The sequence below is a fragment of the Burkholderia sp. JPY481 genome, assembly GCF_038900515.1.
GTDB classification, from domain to species: Bacteria; Pseudomonadota; Gammaproteobacteria; order Burkholderiales; family Burkholderiaceae; genus Paraburkholderia; species Paraburkholderia youngii.
The window spans coordinates 192,020-212,079 of sequence record NZ_JAYMRT010000001.1 but is presented as its reverse complement, the minus strand read 5'-3'; the positions used below and the strand labels follow the sequence as shown (position 1 = coordinate 212,079).

Here is a 20,060-nt window from a genome sequence, read left to right as displayed (position 1 = left end):
CATTCTCGGCCGTGCTTCATGCGCGCGCCTTCCTTCGTGCCCCTTGGTTAGACGGACGCTATGACCCAGAACTCGCTCCCCTCCTGGTCCTCGCTGCAGACGCATTACGACAAGATTCGCGATGCGCATCTGCGCGACTGGTTCGCCCCCGAGAACGATCCCGCTCCCACGCGCGCCGAACGCTTCACGTTCGCGGGCGGCGGTCTCGCAGCCGATTTCTCGAAGCACCGCATCACCGACGAAACCCTGCAATTGCTCGTGCAACTCGCGCGCGAAGCCGGCGTCGAAAAGCGCCGCGACGCGATGTTCGCGGGCGAAGTCGTCAACCCGACCGAAGGCCGCGCCGCGCTTCACACGGCATTGCGCGCAACCGACCCGAAGGCGCCTTTCTTCGCCGACGTGCAGGCCGAGCGCAAGAAAATGGCCGCGTTCGCCGAGCAGGTTCGCAGCGGCGCGTGGACCGGCTACACCGGCAAGCGGATTCGTCATGTCGTGAACATCGGCATCGGCGGCTCGGATCTCGGGCCGAAGATGGTCGTGCACGCGCTGCATCATCTGGCGACGCCCGAGATCTCGACGCACTTCGTGTCGAACGTCGACGGCGCCGATCTGTACAACGTGATGCAGCAGATCGATCCCGAGGAGACGCTCGCGATCATCGTGTCGAAGACCTTCACGACGCTGGAGACGATGACCAATGCGCGTTCGCTGCGCGACTTCTTCATCCAGAAAGGCTGCCCGGAAAGCGCGCTTGCGAAGCACTTCGTCGGCGTGTCGGCGAATACGGCCGAAGTCGTCAAGTTCGGCATCGCGAAAGAAAACGTGTTCTCGATGTGGGACTGGGTCGGCGGACGCTACTCGCTGTGGTCGGCCGTCGGTCTGTCGATCATGATCGCGATCGGCCCGCAGCAGTTCGACGAGCTGCTCGCCGGCGCCAACGAGATGGACCAGCACTTCCGTACCGCGCCGCTCGAAAAGAACCTGCCGGTGCTGCTCGGCATGATCGGCATCTGGTATCGCAACTTCTTCGGCTCGCAGAGCTATCTGGTCGCGCCGTATTCACAGGCGCTGCATTTTCTGCCGTCGTATCTGCAGCAGCTCGAAATGGAGAGCAACGGCAAGTCCGCGCGTCTCGACGGCGCATTCGTCGACTATGCGACCTCCGCGGTGACGTGGGGCGAGCCGGGCACGAACGGTCAGCACGCGTTTTTCCAGATGCTGCACCAGGGCCCGACGATCGTGCCGATCGATTTCATCGCAGTGCTGACGCCCGAGCATCCGCTCGCGAGCCATCATCCGAAGCTGCTCGCGAACTGCTTCGCGCAAAGCGAAGCGCTGATGCTGGGTCGTACGCTCGAGGAAGCAAAGAAGGTGGCCGGCCCCGACAAGCCGGAACTCGCGCCGCACCTGACCTTCCCCGGCAACCGCCCGACCGCGACGCTGCTGCTCGACGCGTTGACCGCGCGCACGCTCGGCGCGCTGATCGCGCTTTATGAACACAAGGTGCTGGTGCAGGCGTCGGTGTGGAACATCAATCCGTTCGACCAGTGGGGCGTCGAGCTCGGCAAGATCCTCGGCAAGGTGGTCGAGGCCGATCTGGGTGCGGCGAGTGCCGACGTGAAGAAGCATGATTCGTCGACCTCGGCGTTGATCGCGCGGGCGCGGGCTGCGTTGAAGCGCTGAGTGGAAGTTTGATGTGCGCGTTAGCGGCGTTAGCGCGCGATAGACAAAACAAAAGCGGGCTGCGGCCCGCTTTTGTTTTTGCTTCGACGACTACATGGTTGCGGCGATGCGCGAGCGCGAGCCCGCGATCCGGCGCAGATCATTACGCGAGCCGCCCCGCTTCTATCGTCACCGTCGTATCGCAACGCCGCGCGAGTTCGATGTCATGCGTGACGAGCACGAGCGTCGCGCCGTGCGCGCGATTCATCTCGAACATCAGATCGATGACCGCGTGGCCGGTGGCCGCGTCGAGACTGCCGGTGGGTTCGTCGGCGAACAGGATCTTCGGGCGGGTGACGAACGCGCGAGCGAGCGCAACGCGCTGCTGCTCGCCGCCCGACAGCAACTTCGGATAGTGACCGGTGCGTTGCCCGAGCCCTACCTGTTCGAGCAGTTCGCGCGCACGCGCGGCGGCCTCGCGTGTGCCGATGCCGCCTTGCAGTTCGAGCGGTAGCGTGACGTTTTCGAGCGCGGTCAGATGCGGCATCAATTGAAACGACTGGAACACGAAGCCAACCGCGCCGCTGCGCAACGCGGCGCGCCCGTCTTCGTCGAGATCGCCGAGTTCGCGGCCGAGCAGCCGAACCGAGCCTGCGCTCGCGCTGTCCAATCCCGCGAGCAAGCCGAGCAGCGTAGACTTGCCCGACCCGGATGCACCGACGATCGCCACGCTGCTGCCGGCATCGATGGCAAGATCGATGTCATCGAGAATCGTCAGTTCACCCGTTGCATCCTTAACCCTCTTGCACAAACCCCGCACTTCAATGACTGGATCAGTTCTGTTTGGCATGGTGAAGCGTAGGTTGAAAGTGCGCGCCATCGCCCCTCGTGCCGCGGCGCTGACCGCGGCATTCGGCGCGACCATGATGGCCGCCGCGCTGGTTTGGTTACCGTTGCAGGCTCATGCGGCGAATGCGCCCGAACCCGCGAAGCCTGTGATCGTCGTGCTCGGCGACAGCATCTCCGCCGAGTACGGGCTGCCCCGCGATACGGGCTGGGTCGCGTTGATGCGTCAGCGTCTGGCCGAAGAGCGCATCGATTATAGCGTCGCCAATGCGAGCATCAGCGGCGACACGACGAGCGGCGGGCGCGCGCGTCTGCCCGCGCTGATGGAACGGCTCAAGCCGAGCATCGTGATCGTCGAACTCGGCGCCAACGACGCGTTGCGCGGCGTGCCGCTTTCGACGACCGAGGCCAACCTGCGCACGATCATCGAACAGGCGCAGCACGGCCATGCGAAGGTCGTGCTCGTCGGCATGTACGTGCCGCCCAATTACGGCCCCGACTATACGCAAAAGTTCCACGGCCTCTACGGCCAGTTGTCGAAGGAATTCCATCTGCCGCTCGTGCCTTTTTTGCTCGCCGGCATCGCGGATAAACCGGATATGTTCCAGGCCGATCAGATCCACCCGACGCAGCAGGCACAGCCGCTGCTACTCAACAACGTGTGGCCCGCTGTCAAGCCACTCCTTCGCACAAGTTCGCCGCACTGAAACACCTGCTAACGACTTGTTTCCGGAACCTGGGGGGAGCACGGATCGCCGAGCCGTTCGATACATGGGCCGTTCCGTGCCACCCGGCTCAATCTTGAGCGACTCCTGAGGAGATAACGTTGAAATACTTACCGTTAATCGCTTTGACTGTTGCCATCTCGGCCTGCGCGGCTCAACCGCCCGCGGGGGTTCAGTCGGTGGGTCAAAGCCAGCAGCCGCCTCGCGCCGTCGCAACCTGCATCGCGCAGAAATGGGCGGATAGCTCACAACAGCAGGTCGTTTCGCAAAGTATCCTGGCCAACGATCAGGCCATGGACGTCTACGTCCCGGGCCAGCAACCGCCCAACGGCGCCGCAGCGGTGGTCCGTCCGTCGTATAGCGGCAAGGGCACGTGGGTCGGCTTCCGCCCAGGCGGCGCCGGCGCGGGCGCAAGCAATGCTACCGGCGCGATCAGCGGCTGTCTGTGAAACGATCGCTCTGGCCGTAGATAGAAAAAGCCCCGCATTTGCGGGGCTTTTCTTTTGACCTGCAGGGAATGCTTGCTACGGCTTACTGGTCGGCCGTCTGGGCGGCGTTGTCGAGCGTGCCGTAGAACTGCACCTTCGAGCGCTCGCGCAGCGCCTTCAGATAGGCCTCGGCCTGCGACTGCGAGTCCACCTGCGCAATCTGCTGCTGCGCGACGGCGAGATGCTGCGCGTCGGTGGCAGCGGGCGGCACGATCTGATTCACGCGATAGATCGCATAGCCGTCATCGCCGAGATCGACACCGACGTAGGCCGGCAACTTTTGCGCATCGACCTTGTAGATCGCGCTCAGTGCGGCAGGCGGCACGCCCTGCGCGTCATTGCGCGAAACCTTGAGCGGCGACGAGAAACCGGCGGTCGCCTTCGATTTTTCGAACTCGGCCAGCTTCGCAGCGCCGTCCTTGTGCGCCGCTTCGTTCGCCTGCTCGGCGATCACCTTCTGACGCACCGCGTCCTTCACCGCGTCGAATGCGGGCACGGCGGCGGGCTTGTAGTCGGTCACGCGCGCTGCGATCAGCGTGTTGTTCCCGACGTCGATGGCCTGCGTATTGTTGTGCGCCGATACCGAGTCGTTCGCGAATACGGCTGCGAGGAACTTCGGATTGTTCAGCGGGCTGTCGGGCGGCAGCTTCGCGTCCGGCTGCGGCGTGACCGTCGCGGTCTGGATTTGCAGCTTGAACTTGTCGGCGGCCGGCTGCAGACTCTTGGCCTTCTCATAGACCAGCGACGTGAAGCCTTCCGAGCCGTCGGTGAACGCCTTGCTCGCCAGTTGCGTCTTCAGCTCCCTGGTGATCTGCTCTTTCACTTCGTCGAACGACTTCGTCACCGCCGGCTTTACATCAGTGACCTTGATGATATGGAAGCCGAAGTCCGTCTGCACGATGCCACTGATCTCGTCCTTCTTCAGCGCGAACACCGCGTCGTCGAACGCCTGGCCGCCCGCGATCATGCCGCGGCCGAAGTAACCGAGATCGCCGCCCTTCGATGCCGAACCCGGGTCCTGCGAGTTCTGCTGGGCGATCTGCGCGAACTGATCCGGATGCGCCTTGAGCTGTGCGAGCAACTCCTCGGCCTTCTGTTTCGCCTTGGCCTTGTCGGCCGCGCTCGTGTCCTTCGGTGCCGCGATCAGGATGTGGCTCGCGCGCACTTGGCCTTCGGTGCGGAAGTGGGCGATGTTGTCGTCGTAGTATTTCTTCAGGTCCGCGTCGCTCGGCTGCACCGATGCGCCCAGCGTGGCCGGCGACATCACCAGATACTGGATCGTCGCGGTAGCGGGCGTCGCGAAGTCGTTGCGATGCGCGTCGTAATACGCTTGCAGTTGCGCATCGGTCGGCTGGATCTTCGCCTCGTAATCGTGCGGATGGAACGCGATGCCCTGCACTTCACGCTGCTGCTGCGCGAGCTCGGTCAGGTGCTGCGCAAGCGTCTTCGACGTGAACGCGCTCGCCGCGATGCTCGCGGGCAGCTGTTGCATCGCGAGGTTGTAGCGCATGCGCTCGTCGTACTGATCGGGCGTCATGCCCTGCATCGCGAGCAACTGCTTGTAGCGCTCGAGGTCGATCGAACCGTCGGGATTTTTCAGCGACGAAATCACCGGATCGGACAGCAGTGCACGGCGCACCGCGTCGTCCGATGCGGTCAGATGCAGACGCTGCGTTTCGTCGGCGAGCACACGCTGCTCGATCATGCCGTCGAGCATCTGGCGGCGGCGCTCCGGCGTGTCGAACGACTTCATGTCGAACTGCGCGCCGAGCATCTGACGCCCCCGGTCGAGCTGCTGGCGCATCGCGTCGTCATATTCGACGCGGGTGATCTTGTGACCGTTGACACTCGCGACGTTTGCGCTTTCGTCAAAGAAGCCGCGGAAGCCCTGAATACCCACAAAACCCAACCCCGGCAAAATGACGAGGATGAGCATGAACATCATCAGGCGTTGGTGATTGCGGAAAAAATCGAGCATGCGTGAGGGATGCCAAAAACAGAACGCCCGATCTTACCTCAGCGGGCAACAAAAAAGGCGAACCGGAGTTCGCCTTTCGTGGATACTGGCGGAGTGGACGGGACTCGAACCCGCGACCCCCGGCGTGACAGGCCGGTATTCTAACCGACTGAACTACCACTCCTTTTACTGCGCTCTTGCTACTGAAAACACTGCCGCCGAATCTGAAACTGGTGGGTGCTGAGAGGCTCGAACTCCCGACCTACGCCTTGTAAGGGCGCCGCTCTACCAACTGAGCTAAGCACCCGTTTCGTGATTCAGTGCTTGATGTGTTTTCTGCCTTGCTACCGCTCGCCCGATGAATGGATCACGCAACCGGGTCAAGCAATTCCTCAAGCAGCAAGCCCGTTAGTTTAGCGCATCCTTCAGCGCTTTGCCAGGCCTAAATTTAGGAACTTTTGCTGCCTTGATTTTGATCGCAGCGCCCGTGCGCGGATTGCGCCCGGTGCGCGCGGTGCGCTTGCCGACCGCGAACGTGCCAAAGCCGACCAGCGTGACCGATCCGCCCTTCTTCAACGTGCTTTTGACGCCCGCGATGACTGCATCGAGCGCGCGGCCGGCCGCAGCCTTCGAAATGTCGGCTTGCTGTGCGATGTGATCGATCAATTCCGTTTTGTTCATTCAAAACCCCCGTGAATGTTTATTGGCAATCGTGACAGTGCTTTCCAGCACCTCCCGCCACGCGGCCGGCGCTAACGCCAGGCCGCCCCATTAGAAGCGGCCGAAACCCTTGTGTCAACCGGGGTTGAGCCTGATCGAGGTGATTTTAGAGCGGCACTTTCATCACAGTATGTTGCAGCGGAAAGTCTGGTGATCCGACACCGCGACAAGGTCGCGCAGGCAATAAAAAAACCCGCGGCCTTGACCGCGGGTTTTCTACTTCAGCGAGCAACAGCGCTGCTGTTTGACGTCAGCGCATTCTGATGCGGCTCGGACCTTAGTGCTTGACGACGTCCGTCGCGGCATCCTTGCCCGGCTCGGCACCAACCGGCGCCGAAGGCTTCGGCTCTTCTTCCGGCAACGCCTGCGGCACACGTTCGAGCGCAAGTTCGAGTACCTTATCGATCCAGCGGACGGGCACGATTTCGATCGCGTTCTTCACGTTGTCCGGAATCTCCGTCAAATCCTTGACGTTTTCTTCCGGAATCAGCACCAGCTTGATGCCACCGCGATGCGCCGCCAGCAGTTTCTCCTTCAGACCGCCGATGGGCAGGACTTCGCCACGCAACGTGATTTCGCCCGTCATCGCGACATCGGCGCGCACCGGAATGCCGGTCAACACCGACACCAGCGCGGTCGTCATCGCGATACCAGCCGAAGGACCATCTTTCGGCGTCGCGCCTTCCGGCACGTGGATGTGAATGTCCTGTTTGTCGAACGCTTCGTCCTTGATGCCAAGACGACGCGAACGGGAACGCACGACCGAGCGTGCCGCTTCGACGGATTCCTTCATCACGTCGCCGAGCGAACCCGTGCGGATCACATTGCCCTTGCCCGGCATCACTGCCGCTTCGATAGTCAGCAGATCGCCGCCCACTTCCGTCCACGCGAGACCCGTGACCTGGCCCACCTGATTTTCCTTGGCGGCTAGACCGAAGTCGTACTTGCGCACGCCGAGGAACGTGTCGAGATTGCTACCGTCGACCTTCACCGCGCCTTCCGCCTTCTTCAGCAGAAGCATCTTCACGACCTTGCGGCAAATCTTCGACACTTCACGCTCGAGCGAACGCACGCCCGCTTCACGCGTGTAGTAGCGAATGATGTCGCGGATCGCGGATTCGGTCACATCGACCTCGCCATCCTTGAGGCCGTTGTTCTTCTTCTGCTTCGGCAACAGATAACGCTGCGCGATGCTGACCTTCTCGTCTTCCGTATAGCCAGACAGACGAATCACTTCCATCCGGTCGAGCAGCGGCGGCGGAATGTTCAGCGAGTTCGACGTCGCGACGAACATCACGTCCGACAGGTCGAAATCGACCTCGACGTAGTGGTCGGCAAACGTATGGTTCTGTTCCGGATCGAGCACTTCGAGCAGCGCCGACGACGGATCGCCGCGGAAATCCTGGCCCATCTTGTCGACTTCGTCGAGCAGGAAGAGCGGATTGCGCACGCCGACCTTGGTCAGGCTCTGCAGGATCTTGCCCGGCATCGAACCGATGTACGTACGGCGGTGGCCGCGAATCTCGGCTTCGTCACGCACGCCGCCCAATGCCATGCGCACGAACTTGCGGTTCGTCGCGCGCGCGATCGACTGGCCGAGTGAAGTCTTACCCACACCCGGAGGCCCAACGAGGCACAGAATCGGCGCCTTGACCTTGTCGACACGTTGCTGGACTGCGAGATACTCGAGAATGCGTTCCTTCACCTTCTCGAGACCGAAGTGGTCTTCGTCGAGGACGCGCTCAGCATTCGACAGATCGTTGTTGACCTTGCTCTTCTTGCGCCACGGCAAGCCGATCAGCGTGTCGATGTAGTTGCGCACGACCGTCGCTTCCGCCGACATCGGCGACATCAGCTTGAGCTTCTTCAGCTCGGCGTCGGCCTTCTTCTTCGCTTCCTTCGGCATGCGGGCGGCCGTGATGCGCTTCTCGAGCTCCTCGAGATCTGCACCTTCTTCGCCTTCGCCGAGTTCCTTCTGGATCGCCTTGACCTGTTCGTTCAGGTAGTACTCGCGCTGGCTCTTCTCCATCTGACGCTTCACGCGTCCACGGATACGCTTTTCGACCTGCAGGATGTCGATCTCGGCTTCGAGTTGCGCGAGCAGATGCTCGAGCCGCTCGATCACCGGGAACATCTCGAGGATGTGTTGCTTCTGGTCGAGCTTGAGCGGCAGATGCGCGGCAATTGTGTCCGCGAGACGCCCAGCTTCGTCGATACCCGACAAGGAGGTCAGGATCTCCGGCGGGATCTTCTTGTTCAGCTTCACATACTGGTCGAACTGCGACACGATCGCGCGACGCAGCGCTTCGGTTTCAGCGCTGTCGGCGTGGTCGGGTTCGAGCGGCATGACTTCGCACGAGAACTGCGTTTCCTGTTCTTCGATGGAAAGCGTCTTCGCGCGCTGCAAGCCTTCGACGAGCACCTTCACGGTACCGTCGGGCAGTTTGAGCATCTGCAGGATGTTGGCGATACACCCTACTTCGTACATGTCCTTTTCGGTCGGCTCATCTTTCGCAGCCGTTTTCTGGGCGACGAGCATGATGTGCTTGCCGCCTTCCATCGCTGCTTCGAGAGCCTTGATCGACTTCGGGCGGCCTACGAAGAGCGGAATCACCATGTGCGGGAAAACGACTACGTCGCGCAGCGGGAGCAGCGGCAGCGTAATGCGTTCCGGCGGGAGGAGTTGGGTTCCTGACATTTCATTTCCCCATGAGTGGAATCAGTTCGTTCGATAGGTGAGGCCAGCAGAAAATATTGCAAGCCTCCGCGTGTGGGAAAAGTTCAGTGACTCCGAAGATTCAGTGACTCCATAGTTGAGAACAACCAGCCTGACCACACGATAAACGAAAAAGCCGTTCACGTCGCCATGAACGGCTTTTTTGCAGAACTCGAAAGCCGATCAGTTCGAACCCGCGACCTTCGGCGCGTCTTCGTAGATCAGCAGCGGTTTGCCGTCGCCGTCGATAACGTTGTCGTCGATGATGACCTTGCTGACACCTTTCATTTGCGGAAGGTCGTACATCACATCGAGCAACGCCTGTTCCAGTATCGAACGCAGGCCCCGCGCCCCGGTCTTGCGGCGGATCGCCTTGCGCGCCACGGCCTGCAGCGCGGCCGGACGAATTTCCAGTTCGACGCGCTCCATGCTGAAGAGCTTGTGATACTGCTTGACCAGCGCATTCTTCGGTTCGACGAGAATCTTCATCAGCGCTGCTTCGTCGAGCTTGCCGAGCGTGGCGACCACCGGCAGACGGCCGATCAGTTCTGGAATCAGGCCGAACTTGATCAGATCTTCCGGTTCCACTTCACGCAGCACTTCGCCGGCATCGCGGTCCTGCTTGCTCTTCACGCTGGCGCCAAAACCGATGCCGGTCTTCTCGGTACGGTCGACGATGACCTTTTCAAGGCCGTCGAACGCGCCGCCGCAGATGAACAGGATGTTGGTCGTATCGACCTGGATGAAGTCCTGGTTCGGATGCTTACGGCCACCTTGCGGCGGCACCGACGCCATTGTGCCTTCGACCAGCTTCAGCAGAGCCTGCTGCACGCCCTCGCCCGACACGTCGCGCGTGATGGACGGGTTGTCGGACTTGCGGCTGATCTTGTCGATCTCGTCAATGTAGACAATGCCGCGCTGGGCCTTGTCCACCTCGTAGTTACAATTTTGCAGCAGCTTCTGGATGATGTTCTCGACGTCTTCACCGACATAGCCGGCTTCCGTCAGCGTGGTCGCGTCTGCGATCACGAACGGTACGTTCAGAAGGCGCGCGAGCGTCTGCGCGAGCAGCGTCTTGCCGGAGCCGGTCGGGCCGATCAGCAGGATGTTGCTTTTCGACAGCTCGATTTCGTCCTTCTTGTCGAGATGCTTGAGACGCTTGTAATGGTTGTAGACCGCGACCGCGAGGATTTTCTTCGCGCGCTCCTGACCGATCACGTACTGGTCGAGAATTTCGCGGATTTCCTGCGGAGTCGGCAGGTCGGACTTCGACAAGCCCGCCTCGATGCCCGCGCCTGCAGCCTCGTCACGAATGATTTCGTTGCAAAGATCGATACATTCATCGCAGATGAACACCGACGGGCCAGCAATCAGTTTCTTGACCTCATGCTGGCTCTTGCCGCAAAACGAGCAATACAACAGCTTTTCGCTGTTAGAACCTTTCTTGTCCGCCATAGATGTGTGAGCCTCCGGACACCGGATTACATAATACGCCGTTTGCCCCCGCCACGCAGTTTGGGCGCGGCCGGGCTAGTTAGCACGATAACGGCGCTTGCCGCAGACGCCCGGACGGAAGTTGAACATTCACCACCGGCCCGATGACGGTTTTGCCGCGACCGTGGGCAAAACAGCGTGGCAAAACCGTACCAGATCAAGGACGCTTGTGCGCCACCTGGTCGACAAGGCCGTACGCCTGCGCGTCATCGCCGGACATGAAATTGTCGCGGTCGGTGTCACGCGCGATACGCTCGACGGGCTGACCGGTGTGGTGCGCGAGCAGGTGATTCAGCCGATCCTTCAGGTACAGGATTTCGCGCGCCTGGATTTCGATATCCGATGCCTGACCGCGCGCGCCGCCGAGCGGCTGGTGAATCATCACGCGCGAATTCGGCAGCGCAAAGCGCTTGCCCTTCGCGCCGGCCGCGAGCAGGAACGCGCCCATGCTTGCCGCGAGGCCCATGCAAAGGGTCGAAACGTCCGGCTTAATGAACTGCATCGTATCGTAGATCGCCATACCGGCAGACACGGAGCCGCCCGGGCTGTTAATGTAGAAGTAGATGTCCTTGTCCGGATTCTCGCTTTCGAGAAACAGCATCTGCGCAACCACCAGATTGGCCGTCTGGTCGTTCACTTCGCCTACGAGGAACACAATGCGTTCCTTCAGCAGACGCGAGTAGATATCATACGAACGCTCGCCCCGGCCGCTCGTTTCCACGACGATCGGCACCAGACCGAGTGCCTGCGCTTCGAGATCCCGGGACGACTGGGAGGTCAACGTGTCCAGCATTTGGGCGCGAAAGGTCATGCAATGGATCCTTGTCTGGAAATATTCTGAATATTAGCTGCTGGACACAGGTTGGTGCGACGAGCCCGTATTCAAGTGCCGTCCTTGTGTGCGCGTACAAACAGATCCGGTACGTCACCCACACTCTCGCGGCGCAAAAAAACGGCGTGCGGGCCGTCGGTCGCTCCGACAGCCGGCACGCCGTTGCAGCGACGCTTACGCTTGCGCCGTTGCGCTTGCCAGTTCCTCGAAGCTCACTTCCTTGTCCGTCACCTTGGCCTTGCTGAGGACGAAGTCGACGACGTTGGCTTCAACGACGTACGCTTCCATTTCAGCAAGACGTTGCTGGTTCGAATAATACCAGCGGACGACTTCCTTCGGGTCTTCGTAGCTTTTCGCGAATTCGTCGACTTCGGCACGAATCTGCTCCGGCTTCGCCTGCAGTTCATTCGCCTTCACGAGCTCGGCCAGCACGAGGCCCAGCTTGACGCGGCGCTCGGCCTGCTCCTTGAACATTGCAGCCGGGATCGGCGCGTCCTTGGCGTTCGGCACGCCACGCTGCTCCAGATCCTGGCGAGCCATAGCGACGAGGCGTTCCTGATCCTGTTCGATCAGCGCGTTCGGTACGTCGAGTTCCGCGATCTTCAGCAGCGCGTCCATCACCTGGTTCTTGACGATGGCTTGCGTGCGGCGCTTCGCTTCGCGCTCGAGGTTGTCCTTGATTTCGGCGCGCATCTTGGTCAGATCGCCGTCCTGGATGCCGAGCGATTTCGCGAATTCGCCGTCGACTTCCGGCAGATGCGGCCATTCGATCTTTTTCATCGTGATCGTGAATTGCGCCGTCTTGCCCGCCACTTCCTTGCCGTGGTAGTCGTCCGGGAACTTCAGGTCGAATTCCTTCGCCTCGCCGACCTTCAGGCCCAACGCGGCTTTTTCGAATTCCGGCAGCATGCGGCCTTCGCCGAGGACGAAGCCGAAGTCTTCGGCGCTACCGCCTTGGAATGCTTCACCGTCGATCTTGCCGACGAAGTCGACCGTCACGCGGTCGCCGTCTTTGGCGGCCGTGTCCGCCCCGCCGTCGCCGTGCTCGCCGGCTTCGCCGCGAGCGTGGAAGTGCACGCGCTGCTTGCGCAGGATGTCCAGCGTGCGGTCGATTTCCGCTTCGCTGATGCTGGTGGTGGTGCGCTCGATTTCAGCCGTGGCGACGTCGCCCAGCTTCACTTCCGGGTACACCTCGAAGGTCGCGTCGAACGCGTAGCTGCCTTCAGCGGCGTCGGTCTTCGGCGCGAAGCTCGGCTGACCCGCGACACGCAGGTTCTCGGCGCGGCTGATGTCGAAGAATTCCTTGCCGACCTTGTCGCTCAGCACTTCGGCTTCCACCTGGCCCGAATACTGTTGCGTGACCATCTTGAGCGGCACCTTGCCCGGGCGGAAACCCGGCATGCGCACGTTCTTCGCGAGTTGACGGATACGCGAATCCACTTCCTTCTGCACGGCATCCTTCGGCAGGGAAATCGTCACGCGGCGTTCGAGCTTGCCGAGGTTTTCAACAACGTTAGCCATGGCTTCAATCGTCCTAAAATTATTCGAGCGAATCAGTTATCTTCTCCGTGCTGCCCGTCGATGTCGCTTCGCATCGATTTGCGCCGATTGCATCGATCACGCACCTGCGCCGCGGGCTTGCAGGCCGCCGGCAGCACGGTTGAGTCCAAAGAGCCAAATATTTTAGCAAACTATTTGCGCGCCTAGCCGGGATTCGATGAATGCATCGAGTTTTCCCTGCATTCTGCGCGTTTTGCGGGGCATTTTCGGGTGGTTTTGGCACAGCGAGCGTGATTTGTCGCTGGCCTCGCTATCCGGTTTGCAGCGATCCTGCCTATGCCTTTCGACATATTCAGCCGACGTCCCCATGCTGATAAGCTAACGCACTCGGTCGGGCCGCCACCGCCGGTCACCAGCTGCCGGTCGCTTCATCGGCTCCAGCAACCGCTTACAACGACTCAAACCTCTCAGAGACACCATGCCGAATTCGTCGCCCTCGCCTGTCGTCGTCATCGCTCCCGATTCATTCAAAGGCTCGCTCAGCGCGGAACAGGTCGCGCAGGCGATCGCATCCGGCATCCAGCGTGCACGCCCCGACGCGAGCGTGCGCATTTGTCCTATGGCTGACGGCGGCGAAGGCACGCTCGACGCCATGCTCACGAGCGGTGGCGAGCGCCGCACGCTCAGCGTGCGCGGCGCGGCCGGCCCGACGCGCGCGGCGCTCACAGGCCTGCTCGCGGACGGCAGCGCAATCATCGAGACGGCGGAAATCGTCGGTATTACAGACCCAGTGGGCATGGGCGTGCCGGTCGAGGCGCGCAGCACGCGCGGCATGGGTGAAGCGATTCGCGCGCTGCTCGACGCCGGCGTGCGGCGCTTTTTCGTCGCGCTCGGCGGCAGCAGCACGAACGACGGCGGCGCCGGTCTGCTGACCGGCCTCGGCCTGCAACTGTTCGACGCGCAAGGCAACGCGCTCGAAGGCACGCCCGAGCAGCTTGCACGTGTGGCCCGGGTCGATGCGTCGCTGCTCGACGCGCGGCTTGCCGACACGCAGTTCGTCGGCATGTCGGACGTCGACAATCCGCTGACCGGCGAGCACGGCGCGACCGCGATCTTCGGACCGCAAAAAGGCGTAAAGCCCGAACAGGTCGCACCGATCGACGCGGCGCTCGCGCGCTTCGCCGATCTGCTCGAAGCCGCGCTCGGCCACAGCGCGCGGGACCTGCCGGGTGCGGGCGCGGCAGGCGGCCTCGGCTTCGCGTTGCACATGCTCGGCGCGCAGTTCGAGCCGGGCGCGGAAACGGTCGCGCGGCAAATCGGCCTCGACGCGGCGCTCGCCGGCGCCGACTGGCTGATCACCGGCGAAGGCCGCTCCGACGTACAGACGCTGCACGGCAAGGCGCCCTTCATCGCGTGCGCGCATGCGCGAGCCGCGGGCGTGCCCGCCACGCTGCTGTCCGGCGCGGTCGACCCCGCCGCACTGCCGCGTCTTGCCGAACACTTCAACGGCTGCTTTTCGCCGGCGCCTGGGCCGATCGCGCTCGACGTCGCGATTCGCGACACAGCGCGCCTGCTCGCCAACGAGGCCGAGCAGTTGACGCGCCTGAAATACGGCGCGCGTTGACCCGCGAAACGGTTGCCGCAACAATCACAGCGCCACGACGGTTCCACTCATCACGGGGTGACCATGAAGGACTCCGCCAAAGCCGGGCTCGAGCAGTTCCTCACGTATCGTCTGCATGTTTTGAACAAACTGGCCGAGCGCGGCATCAGCGCGCGCTACGCGGCGAAGCTCGACGTAACGCTGCCTGAAGCGCGTGTGATTGCGTCGGTGGGATCGTTCGGACCATTCTCGATCATGGAACTGGCACGCCATGCCAATCTGGACAAAAGCCAGGCGAGTCGCGCAGCCGAAGCGCTGATCCGGCAGGGACTCGTGCAGCGCGAGACGAGCGCCGCAGACGGCCGCGTCGTGCTGGTCTCGCTCACGCAGGAAGGCCGCGCGCTGTATCGCAAGGTGATGCCGATCGCGCGCAAATGGAACGGCGATATGTTCGACTGTCTAGACGAAGAAGAAAGGGCCGCTTTCGGCGCGGCGCTCGACAAGGTGATCCGCGCGATGAACGCGCGCGAGTGATGGCGCGAGACGAACCGGCCATGTTTGAAGAGCGCCCCCCCACGGCATCGGGCGGCACGTGTCAAAATTGAGCATTGGCGAACGCGCCTTCACCCTCTTTTTCATCCAGGGACGTTTCAGTGGACATCAACAAACAGGTAGCGGCGCTCACCGCGTCGGAACTCCAGACCGCCGGCGCGAGCCAGGCAACCGCAATCGCGGTCAGCGTCGTGCTGCGTCATCTTCGTTCGCCGGAACTGGCGAAACTGCTGTCGTCGGCATTTGAAAATCATCAGGCCGTGATGCTGCAAACGCCGTGGCCGGACCAGATGCTGCAGGCATTCGAGTCGACGCGCCGCTTCCTCGAAGGTGCCGCGCATGCGGAGTTGCCGGGTTCGCAGGAATCGCCGGGAACACCGGGCGCCTGAGTCGCGTGCTCGCAATGACAGGCCGCGGGGCAATGCTGCGGCCCTGCAGAGACCGTGCAGCAAAGAAAAAACCCCGCCGGTCCAAGGACTTGACGGGGTTTTCTTGACTCCAATAAATGGTGCGAGGGAGGGGACTCGAACCCCTACACCCTTGCGGGCGTCAGGACCTAAACCTGGTGCGTCTACCAATTTCGCCACCCTCGCAGCCGGGTACGCCGCAATGCGTCGTGCCCGATGTCCTGTGCACTTCCAGACGCGCCAAACAACGTGCCCGAAAGCGTAAGCGCGAGATTCTAACCGATTGATTCGCGCTTGTCTGCACCCAGCGGTATCTGCGCGCGCGGCGCCGATGCTACAATTTTCGGCTCGCCGGGACGGGCGCCGCAAAGGACGCCAGCGCCCTTCTCGCCAGCCCTTCCCCACACTCTCATCCCGTGAATTTCGACGACTATTGCCAGCAGAAAGCGGCGCCCCCAGGATCGAGCACCTACTATGCGCTTCGCCAGGCGCGCGCAGCCAGTCAGCCGCTGTTGACGGCGCTCTTCGCATTGCGTCGCGAGTTCGAGGAAACGGTCAAGGAGACGAGCGATCCCGCGGTCGGCCGCACCAAGCTCGCGTGGTGGCAGAAAGAAATTGCGGCGCTCGCCGCGGGCTCGCCGTCGCATCCGGTGTCCAAGGCGCTCGCGGCCTACCTGCCCGACGCGCAGGCCGAGTATCCCGCTCTACAGGAACTGCTCGCGGGCTTCGAGATGGATCTCGACCAGGCACGCTATCTCGACTATCCGAACCTGCGCCGCTATGTGCGCGGGGTTGGCGGCAATTTTGCGTCGCTGGTGTCGCGCGCTGCGGCAGCCGGATCGGCCGACGATGCCGCGCAAGCGTCGACGTGGGCGGCTCCGCTCGGCGAGGCGCTGATGCTCGCGCAGTTCGTCGCCGAAACCGGCAACGATGCGCGGCACGGCCGCATCTACGTTCCGATCGACGAGATGCAGCGCTACAACGTCACCGCCGCCGATCTGATCAACCGCAAATACACCGACGCGTTCACCGAGCTGATGCGCTTCGAGACGCACCGCGCGCGCGATGCCGTGCAGAGCGCGCTCGCCGCGGTGCCCGCCAGCGCGCGGCGCGCTCAGCGCACGCTGCTCGCGCTCGCGGCGCTCGCGTTGGCGCTGCTCGATGAAATCGAGCGCGACGGCTATCACGTGCTGCATCAACGCATCGCGTTGACGCCGATCCGCAAACTATGGATCGCGTGGCGCGCGAAGTAGCCTGACAGCGAGGCGCGTCGATTCGCGCCCGTCCGCTCACACCCGCAGCAACGGCAGCGGCTCGAACCGCTGCTGCAGAATCGTCGATGCGTCCACCCCCCACCAGGGCCCGAGCACCGTCGCATAAATGTGGCGAAAATCCACGCCGACCGGCAGGTTGCCATTTCCGTCGAGCCGCGCGAGCATCGGCGATACGCCATACAAACCGCCCCGCACGCGAGCACCCGTCACGAAGTGCGGCGCCACCGTGCCGTGATCGGTGCCGTTGCTCTCATTCTCGCGCGGACGGCGCCCGAACTCCGCATACGTCATCACGAGCGTATCGCTCCAGCGGCCCAACTCGACGAGCGCGGCCTGCATCGCCACCATCCCTTCCGCGAAGTGTTGAAGCAATGCGGCGTGCTGTCCGCGCTGGTTCTGGTGCGTATCGAAACCGTTCAGCGTTAGCCGGATCACGGCCACGCCCTGGCCGCTCCACGGCGGCTCCATTCGCTTGCGTCCGGCCGCAACCATCCTCCGGCTGTCCGAAGCGGCCAGCACCTGCATCGCCGTTTTGATCGAACTGCCGAACGCGCCACCTGGAAACGCGGTCTTCAACTCAGGCACCGGCGTCGCGAGTCGCGATGCCCCGACGAACGGCGTGCGATTGACCAGCGCGATCGCGCGCGCGCCATTTGCGAGCGGCCCCATTTCGGCGCTGCCGATGACGACGCCGTCGGCCGCGAAATCGAAGGGCACCGGCTTCATCGCGAACGCGCGCGTAAGCCAGCCGTCCCGCAGATACTGATCGGCGCGCGACGCGGTATCCCAGATCTCGATCGACCGGAAATGCGACAGGTTCGGCTGCGCGTAGCCGACACCCTGCACGATCGCGAGTTGCCGGCTGCGCCACAACGGCATCAACGGCTGCAACGCGGGATGCAGCGCGGTGCGCTCGTCGAGCTGGATCATCTGTTCGCGTCTGATGCCGATGTTTTTGCGCAGCGTGTAGTACGCGGGATCGGCGAACGGGATCACGGTGTTCAAACCGTCGTTGCCACCTTTGAGTTCGATCAGTATCAGCAGGTTGCTGTAACCACGCCCCCGCACGAACGGCGCTTTCGATTCATCCCCCCACTGCGCAGCGTTCGCGTCCTCTGCGCCGATCCCGCGACACAACCACAGCGATGCACCGGCGGCCGCGCTCATCGACAAAAAGCTGCGTCGTTTCATGCTGCACCTCGTCGTGATCATGATGGCGCGTGTCGGGCCGCCCGTTGCATATGCGCGAGCCAAATCGCGATGTCAAAGCGTACGCCACCCCGGCCATTGCGCGCCATGACGCGCTGCAGCGGCGGGCGCACCTGATTCGCGGCAAGCGCTGGCGCGCCATTCATGCGCGGCGCCCCTGCACTGCTGATTGCGCGAACCAGATGGTCGACGAACTGCCTGTGCGCGAGCAGCGTCGAGCTATTGATCCGCGACCGAACGCGCGAATCGGCGCGACGAACCGCGAGGTATCGTCGTAGCCGACATCGAATGCGCGCAACGCTCCGATCATGAACTTGACTGGCGGCGAAGGCATGTTCGACCCTCTCGCACTCAGCTTGCACGTAATAGTCCGTAACGCTGTTCGAGCCGCATTCGTTGCTCGCGACGCTGACCCGGCCTCCATGTGATGCGCTCGGCACGCATTGGAATCGGCTCGAACACCCAGTCGGAAGGCGGTGATTTCGCTTCGCTGCGGGAGCTTTCGCGCGACGCTCAACACACACGTTGAAATGGTTCGCCAACGCGGATCCATTACGAGTCACAACTCGAGCAGATGCTGGCGACTCAACGGAGCAGCGGATCAGGAAGTGGAAGCGGAAGGTGCAACAGGACTACTCATGCGACGATGCGCGCGCTGAGATCAACGCTTGTACAACTCGCGCACGGCGTCTTCGATGTGCTGCCGCAGCAGCCGACGCTCTTCGGGCGTCATATGCCCGTCTCGGCGACGTTGATCGAGGTCAGGGGGAACCGCGGTACGCAACATCACGTCTGAAGCAGGGTGATCGATGCTCGGGTTGCGGTGGCTGGGTTTGCCATTGCCGGAGCGGGGCGCATGCTCGCTCGCCGCTCTATCCGCGGACGGCTGCGCATGGGCGAGCGTCGGGCCCAGTGTGCCTGCGAGCGTACCGGCAACCGCCAGTGCAATCACGCTCAGGCGCACATTTGGCCAAACCCCTCCCTTCATTTTGTTCCCTTCGTGGCGCGGCAACCGGCTACCTCAGATGCGTATACAAACCCCGGTAACAGCCGGGTACGAGAGTTTTGTCGAGTGAAGTATCCACCGAACAGCCGCATTCAGTAAAGGAGTCTAAACGCGCATACTTTACGTCACGCCATACCGCGGGTAAATTTTGTAACTGACTGTAACCCCAGAAATGGTGTAACCGCGCACCACTTTCTAATCGCGCTAAGATGCCGACCATGGAAACCAAAAACCCTTCGAAAATCCTCGTCGTCGACGACGATCCACGCCTGCGCGATCTTCTGCGCCGCTACCTCGGTGAGCAGGGCTTTAACGTCTACGTCGCCGAAAATGCGCCGTCAATGAACAAGCTCTGGGTGCGCGAGCGCTTCGATCTGCTGGTGCTCGATCTGATGCTGCCCGGTGAGGACGGCCTGTCGATCTGCCGCCGTCTGCGCGGCAGCAACGACCGTACGCCGATCATCATGCTGACGGCCAAGGGTGAGGATGTCGATCGCATCGTCGGACTCGAGATGGGTGCCGACGACTACCTGCCCAAGCCGTTCAATCCGCGCGAACTGGTCGCGCGCATTCACGCGGTGCTGCGCCGTCAGTCGCCGTCCGAGTTGCCGGGCGCGCCGTCCGAGACCACCGAGGTTTTCGAGTTCGGTGAGTTCGCACTGAATCTCGCCACCCGCACGCTGACCAAGGCCGGCCAGGAAATTCCGCTTACCACCGGTGAATTCTCGGTGCTGAAGGTGTTCGCCCGTCATCCGCGTCAGCCGCTGTCGCGCGAAAAGCTGATGGAGCTCGCACGCGGCCGCGAATACGAAGTCTTCGACCGCAGCCTCGACGTGCAGATTTCGCGTCTGCGCAAGCTGATCGAGCCGGATCCGGGCAGTCCGCGCTTCATTCAGACCGTGTGGGGCCTCGGCTACGTGTTCATTCCCGACGGCGCAGCCTGAGTTTGTGCTCCGTTTTCATGTCGACCAGAGTAGGCGTTTTAGCTGTCGATCAGAGTTCGCGCTTCAGTGCGTCACCTGGTCCCATGCAAAGCGCCTGCTTCGGTCCCATATAGTTTCTGTCTTTG

Annotated in this window: 18 protein-coding genes and 3 tRNA genes; 9 read left to right on the top strand and 12 right to left on the bottom strand. The window is 62.4% G+C overall.

The genetic code is table 11. From position 1 onward, the window contains the following. Nucleotides 1-60 precede the first annotated feature (60 nt). A complete protein-coding gene (gene pgi / locus VSR82_RS01040; protein ID WP_429459339.1) occupies nucleotides 61-1,683 on the top strand; it encodes a glucose-6-phosphate isomerase in 1,623 nt (540 codons plus the stop codon). 142 nt (nucleotides 1,684-1,825) lie between these two features. On the opposite strand, the gene VSR82_RS01035 is transcribed toward pgi, so the two are convergent. Beyond that, the gene (locus VSR82_RS01035) at nucleotides 1,826-2,512 is read right to left on the bottom strand and encodes an ABC transporter ATP-binding protein (RefSeq protein ID WP_410849140.1); all 687 of its coding nucleotides are present in this window, start codon (nucleotides 2,510-2,512) and stop codon (nucleotides 1,826-1,828) included. Between VSR82_RS01035 and VSR82_RS01030 the strand changes: the two genes are divergently transcribed. Both VSR82_RS01030 and VSR82_RS01025 read left to right on the top strand, forming a co-directional pair. Further along, the gene (locus VSR82_RS01030) at nucleotides 2,511-3,215 is read left to right on the top strand and encodes an arylesterase (protein ID WP_410849141.1); all 705 of its coding nucleotides are present in this window, start codon (nucleotides 2,511-2,513) and stop codon (nucleotides 3,213-3,215) included. The genes VSR82_RS01035 and VSR82_RS01030 overlap by 2 nt on opposite strands. Nucleotides 3,216-3,334: 119 nt before the next feature. Continuing rightward, the gene (locus VSR82_RS01025; protein WP_368585935.1) at nucleotides 3,335-3,682 is read left to right on the top strand and encodes a hypothetical protein; all 348 of its coding nucleotides are present in this window, start codon (nucleotides 3,335-3,337) and stop codon (nucleotides 3,680-3,682) included. An 82-nt stretch (nucleotides 3,683-3,764) separates the two neighbouring features. Here the strand turns inward: VSR82_RS01025 and VSR82_RS01020 are convergent, their stop codons facing one another. The 8 genes from VSR82_RS01020 to tig all read right to left on the bottom strand — a co-directional run bounded on the left by VSR82_RS01020 (nucleotide 3,765) and on the right by tig (nucleotide 12,961). Next, nucleotides 3,765-5,699, bottom strand: coding sequence for a SurA N-terminal domain-containing protein (locus VSR82_RS01020; RefSeq protein WP_429459342.1), 1,935 nt, complete (start codon nucleotides 5,697-5,699; stop codon nucleotides 3,765-3,767). Between the two features lie 86 nt (nucleotides 5,700-5,785). Then, nucleotides 5,786-5,862: transfer RNA gene (locus VSR82_RS01015), tRNA-Asp, on the bottom strand. A gap of 47 nt (nucleotides 5,863-5,909) precedes the next feature. Then, nucleotides 5,910-5,985: transfer RNA gene (locus VSR82_RS01010), tRNA-Val, on the bottom strand. A 101-nt stretch (nucleotides 5,986-6,086) separates the two neighbouring features. After that, entirely contained in the window at nucleotides 6,087-6,359 is a 273-nt protein-coding gene (locus VSR82_RS01005) for an HU family DNA-binding protein (RefSeq protein WP_008923411.1), read from the bottom strand. Nucleotides 6,360-6,675: 316 nt separating this feature from the next. Continuing rightward, complete coding sequence (lon, locus tag VSR82_RS01000) at nucleotides 6,676-9,096, bottom strand: endopeptidase La (RefSeq protein ID WP_018432018.1); 2,421 nt, start codon at nucleotides 9,094-9,096, stop codon at nucleotides 6,676-6,678. Between the two features lie 201 nt (nucleotides 9,097-9,297). Next, complete coding sequence (gene clpX / locus VSR82_RS00995; RefSeq protein WP_013089402.1) at nucleotides 9,298-10,569, bottom strand: ATP-dependent Clp protease ATP-binding subunit ClpX; 1,272 nt, start codon at nucleotides 10,567-10,569, stop codon at nucleotides 9,298-9,300. Nucleotides 10,570-10,765: 196 nt separating this feature from the next. Further along, the gene (gene clpP, locus VSR82_RS00990; protein ID WP_013089401.1) at nucleotides 10,766-11,419 is read right to left on the bottom strand and encodes an ATP-dependent Clp endopeptidase proteolytic subunit ClpP; all 654 of its coding nucleotides are present in this window, start codon (nucleotides 11,417-11,419) and stop codon (nucleotides 10,766-10,768) included. Between the two features lie 195 nt (nucleotides 11,420-11,614). Beyond that, nucleotides 11,615-12,961 (bottom strand): trigger factor, encoded by a 1,347-nt coding sequence (tig, locus tag VSR82_RS00985; protein WP_368585938.1) that lies wholly within the window; start codon nucleotides 12,959-12,961, stop codon nucleotides 11,615-11,617. A gap of 457 nt (nucleotides 12,962-13,418) precedes the next feature. Between tig and VSR82_RS00980 the strand changes: the two genes are divergently transcribed. The 3 genes from VSR82_RS00980 to VSR82_RS00970 all read left to right on the top strand — a co-directional run bounded on the left by VSR82_RS00980 (nucleotide 13,419) and on the right by VSR82_RS00970 (nucleotide 15,484). Beyond that, nucleotides 13,419-14,564 (top strand): glycerate kinase, encoded by a 1,146-nt coding sequence (locus VSR82_RS00980; protein WP_429459346.1) that lies wholly within the window; start codon nucleotides 13,419-13,421, stop codon nucleotides 14,562-14,564. Nucleotides 14,565-14,627: 63 nt separating this feature from the next. After that, nucleotides 14,628-15,077: a MarR family winged helix-turn-helix transcriptional regulator gene (locus VSR82_RS00975; protein ID WP_368585940.1), complete on the top strand. Its 450-nt coding sequence runs from the start codon at nucleotides 14,628-14,630 to the stop codon at nucleotides 15,075-15,077. Between the two features lie 119 nt (nucleotides 15,078-15,196). Continuing rightward, complete coding sequence (locus tag VSR82_RS00970) at nucleotides 15,197-15,484, top strand: hypothetical protein (protein ID WP_429459349.1); 288 nt, start codon at nucleotides 15,197-15,199, stop codon at nucleotides 15,482-15,484. A 117-nt stretch (nucleotides 15,485-15,601) separates the two neighbouring features. Here VSR82_RS00970 and VSR82_RS00965 read toward each other — a convergent pair. Continuing rightward, nucleotides 15,602-15,688: transfer RNA gene (locus VSR82_RS00965), tRNA-Leu, on the bottom strand. A gap of 230 nt (nucleotides 15,689-15,918) precedes the next feature. On the opposite strand from VSR82_RS00965, the gene VSR82_RS00960 reads away from it, so the two are divergent. Next, complete coding sequence (locus VSR82_RS00960; RefSeq protein WP_368585942.1) at nucleotides 15,919-16,755, top strand: squalene/phytoene synthase family protein; 837 nt, start codon at nucleotides 15,919-15,921, stop codon at nucleotides 16,753-16,755. Nucleotides 16,756-16,791: 36 nt separating this feature from the next. Here VSR82_RS00960 and VSR82_RS00955 read toward each other — a convergent pair whose 3' ends face one another. After that, the gene (locus tag VSR82_RS00955; protein ID WP_429459351.1) at nucleotides 16,792-17,967 is read right to left on the bottom strand and encodes a DUF1501 domain-containing protein; all 1,176 of its coding nucleotides are present in this window, start codon (nucleotides 17,965-17,967) and stop codon (nucleotides 16,792-16,794) included. Nucleotides 17,968-17,996: 29 nt separating this feature from the next. Between VSR82_RS00955 and VSR82_RS00950 the strand changes: the two genes are divergently transcribed. Further along, nucleotides 17,997-18,263, top strand: coding sequence for a hypothetical protein (locus VSR82_RS00950; RefSeq protein WP_498857444.1), 267 nt, complete (start codon nucleotides 17,997-17,999; stop codon nucleotides 18,261-18,263). A 383-nt stretch (nucleotides 18,264-18,646) separates the two neighbouring features. Here VSR82_RS00950 and VSR82_RS00945 read toward each other — a convergent pair whose 3' ends face one another. After that, the gene (locus VSR82_RS00945; RefSeq protein WP_176108610.1) at nucleotides 18,647-18,973 is read right to left on the bottom strand and encodes a hypothetical protein; all 327 of its coding nucleotides are present in this window, start codon (nucleotides 18,971-18,973) and stop codon (nucleotides 18,647-18,649) included. A gap of 227 nt (nucleotides 18,974-19,200) precedes the next feature. Here VSR82_RS00945 and ompR point away from each other — a divergent pair, with 227 nt between their 5' ends. After that, nucleotides 19,201-19,935 (top strand): osmolarity response regulator transcription factor OmpR, encoded by a 735-nt coding sequence (ompR, locus tag VSR82_RS00940; RefSeq protein ID WP_006048917.1) that lies wholly within the window; start codon nucleotides 19,201-19,203, stop codon nucleotides 19,933-19,935. The last annotated feature ends 125 nt before the right edge of the window (nucleotides 19,936-20,060 follow it).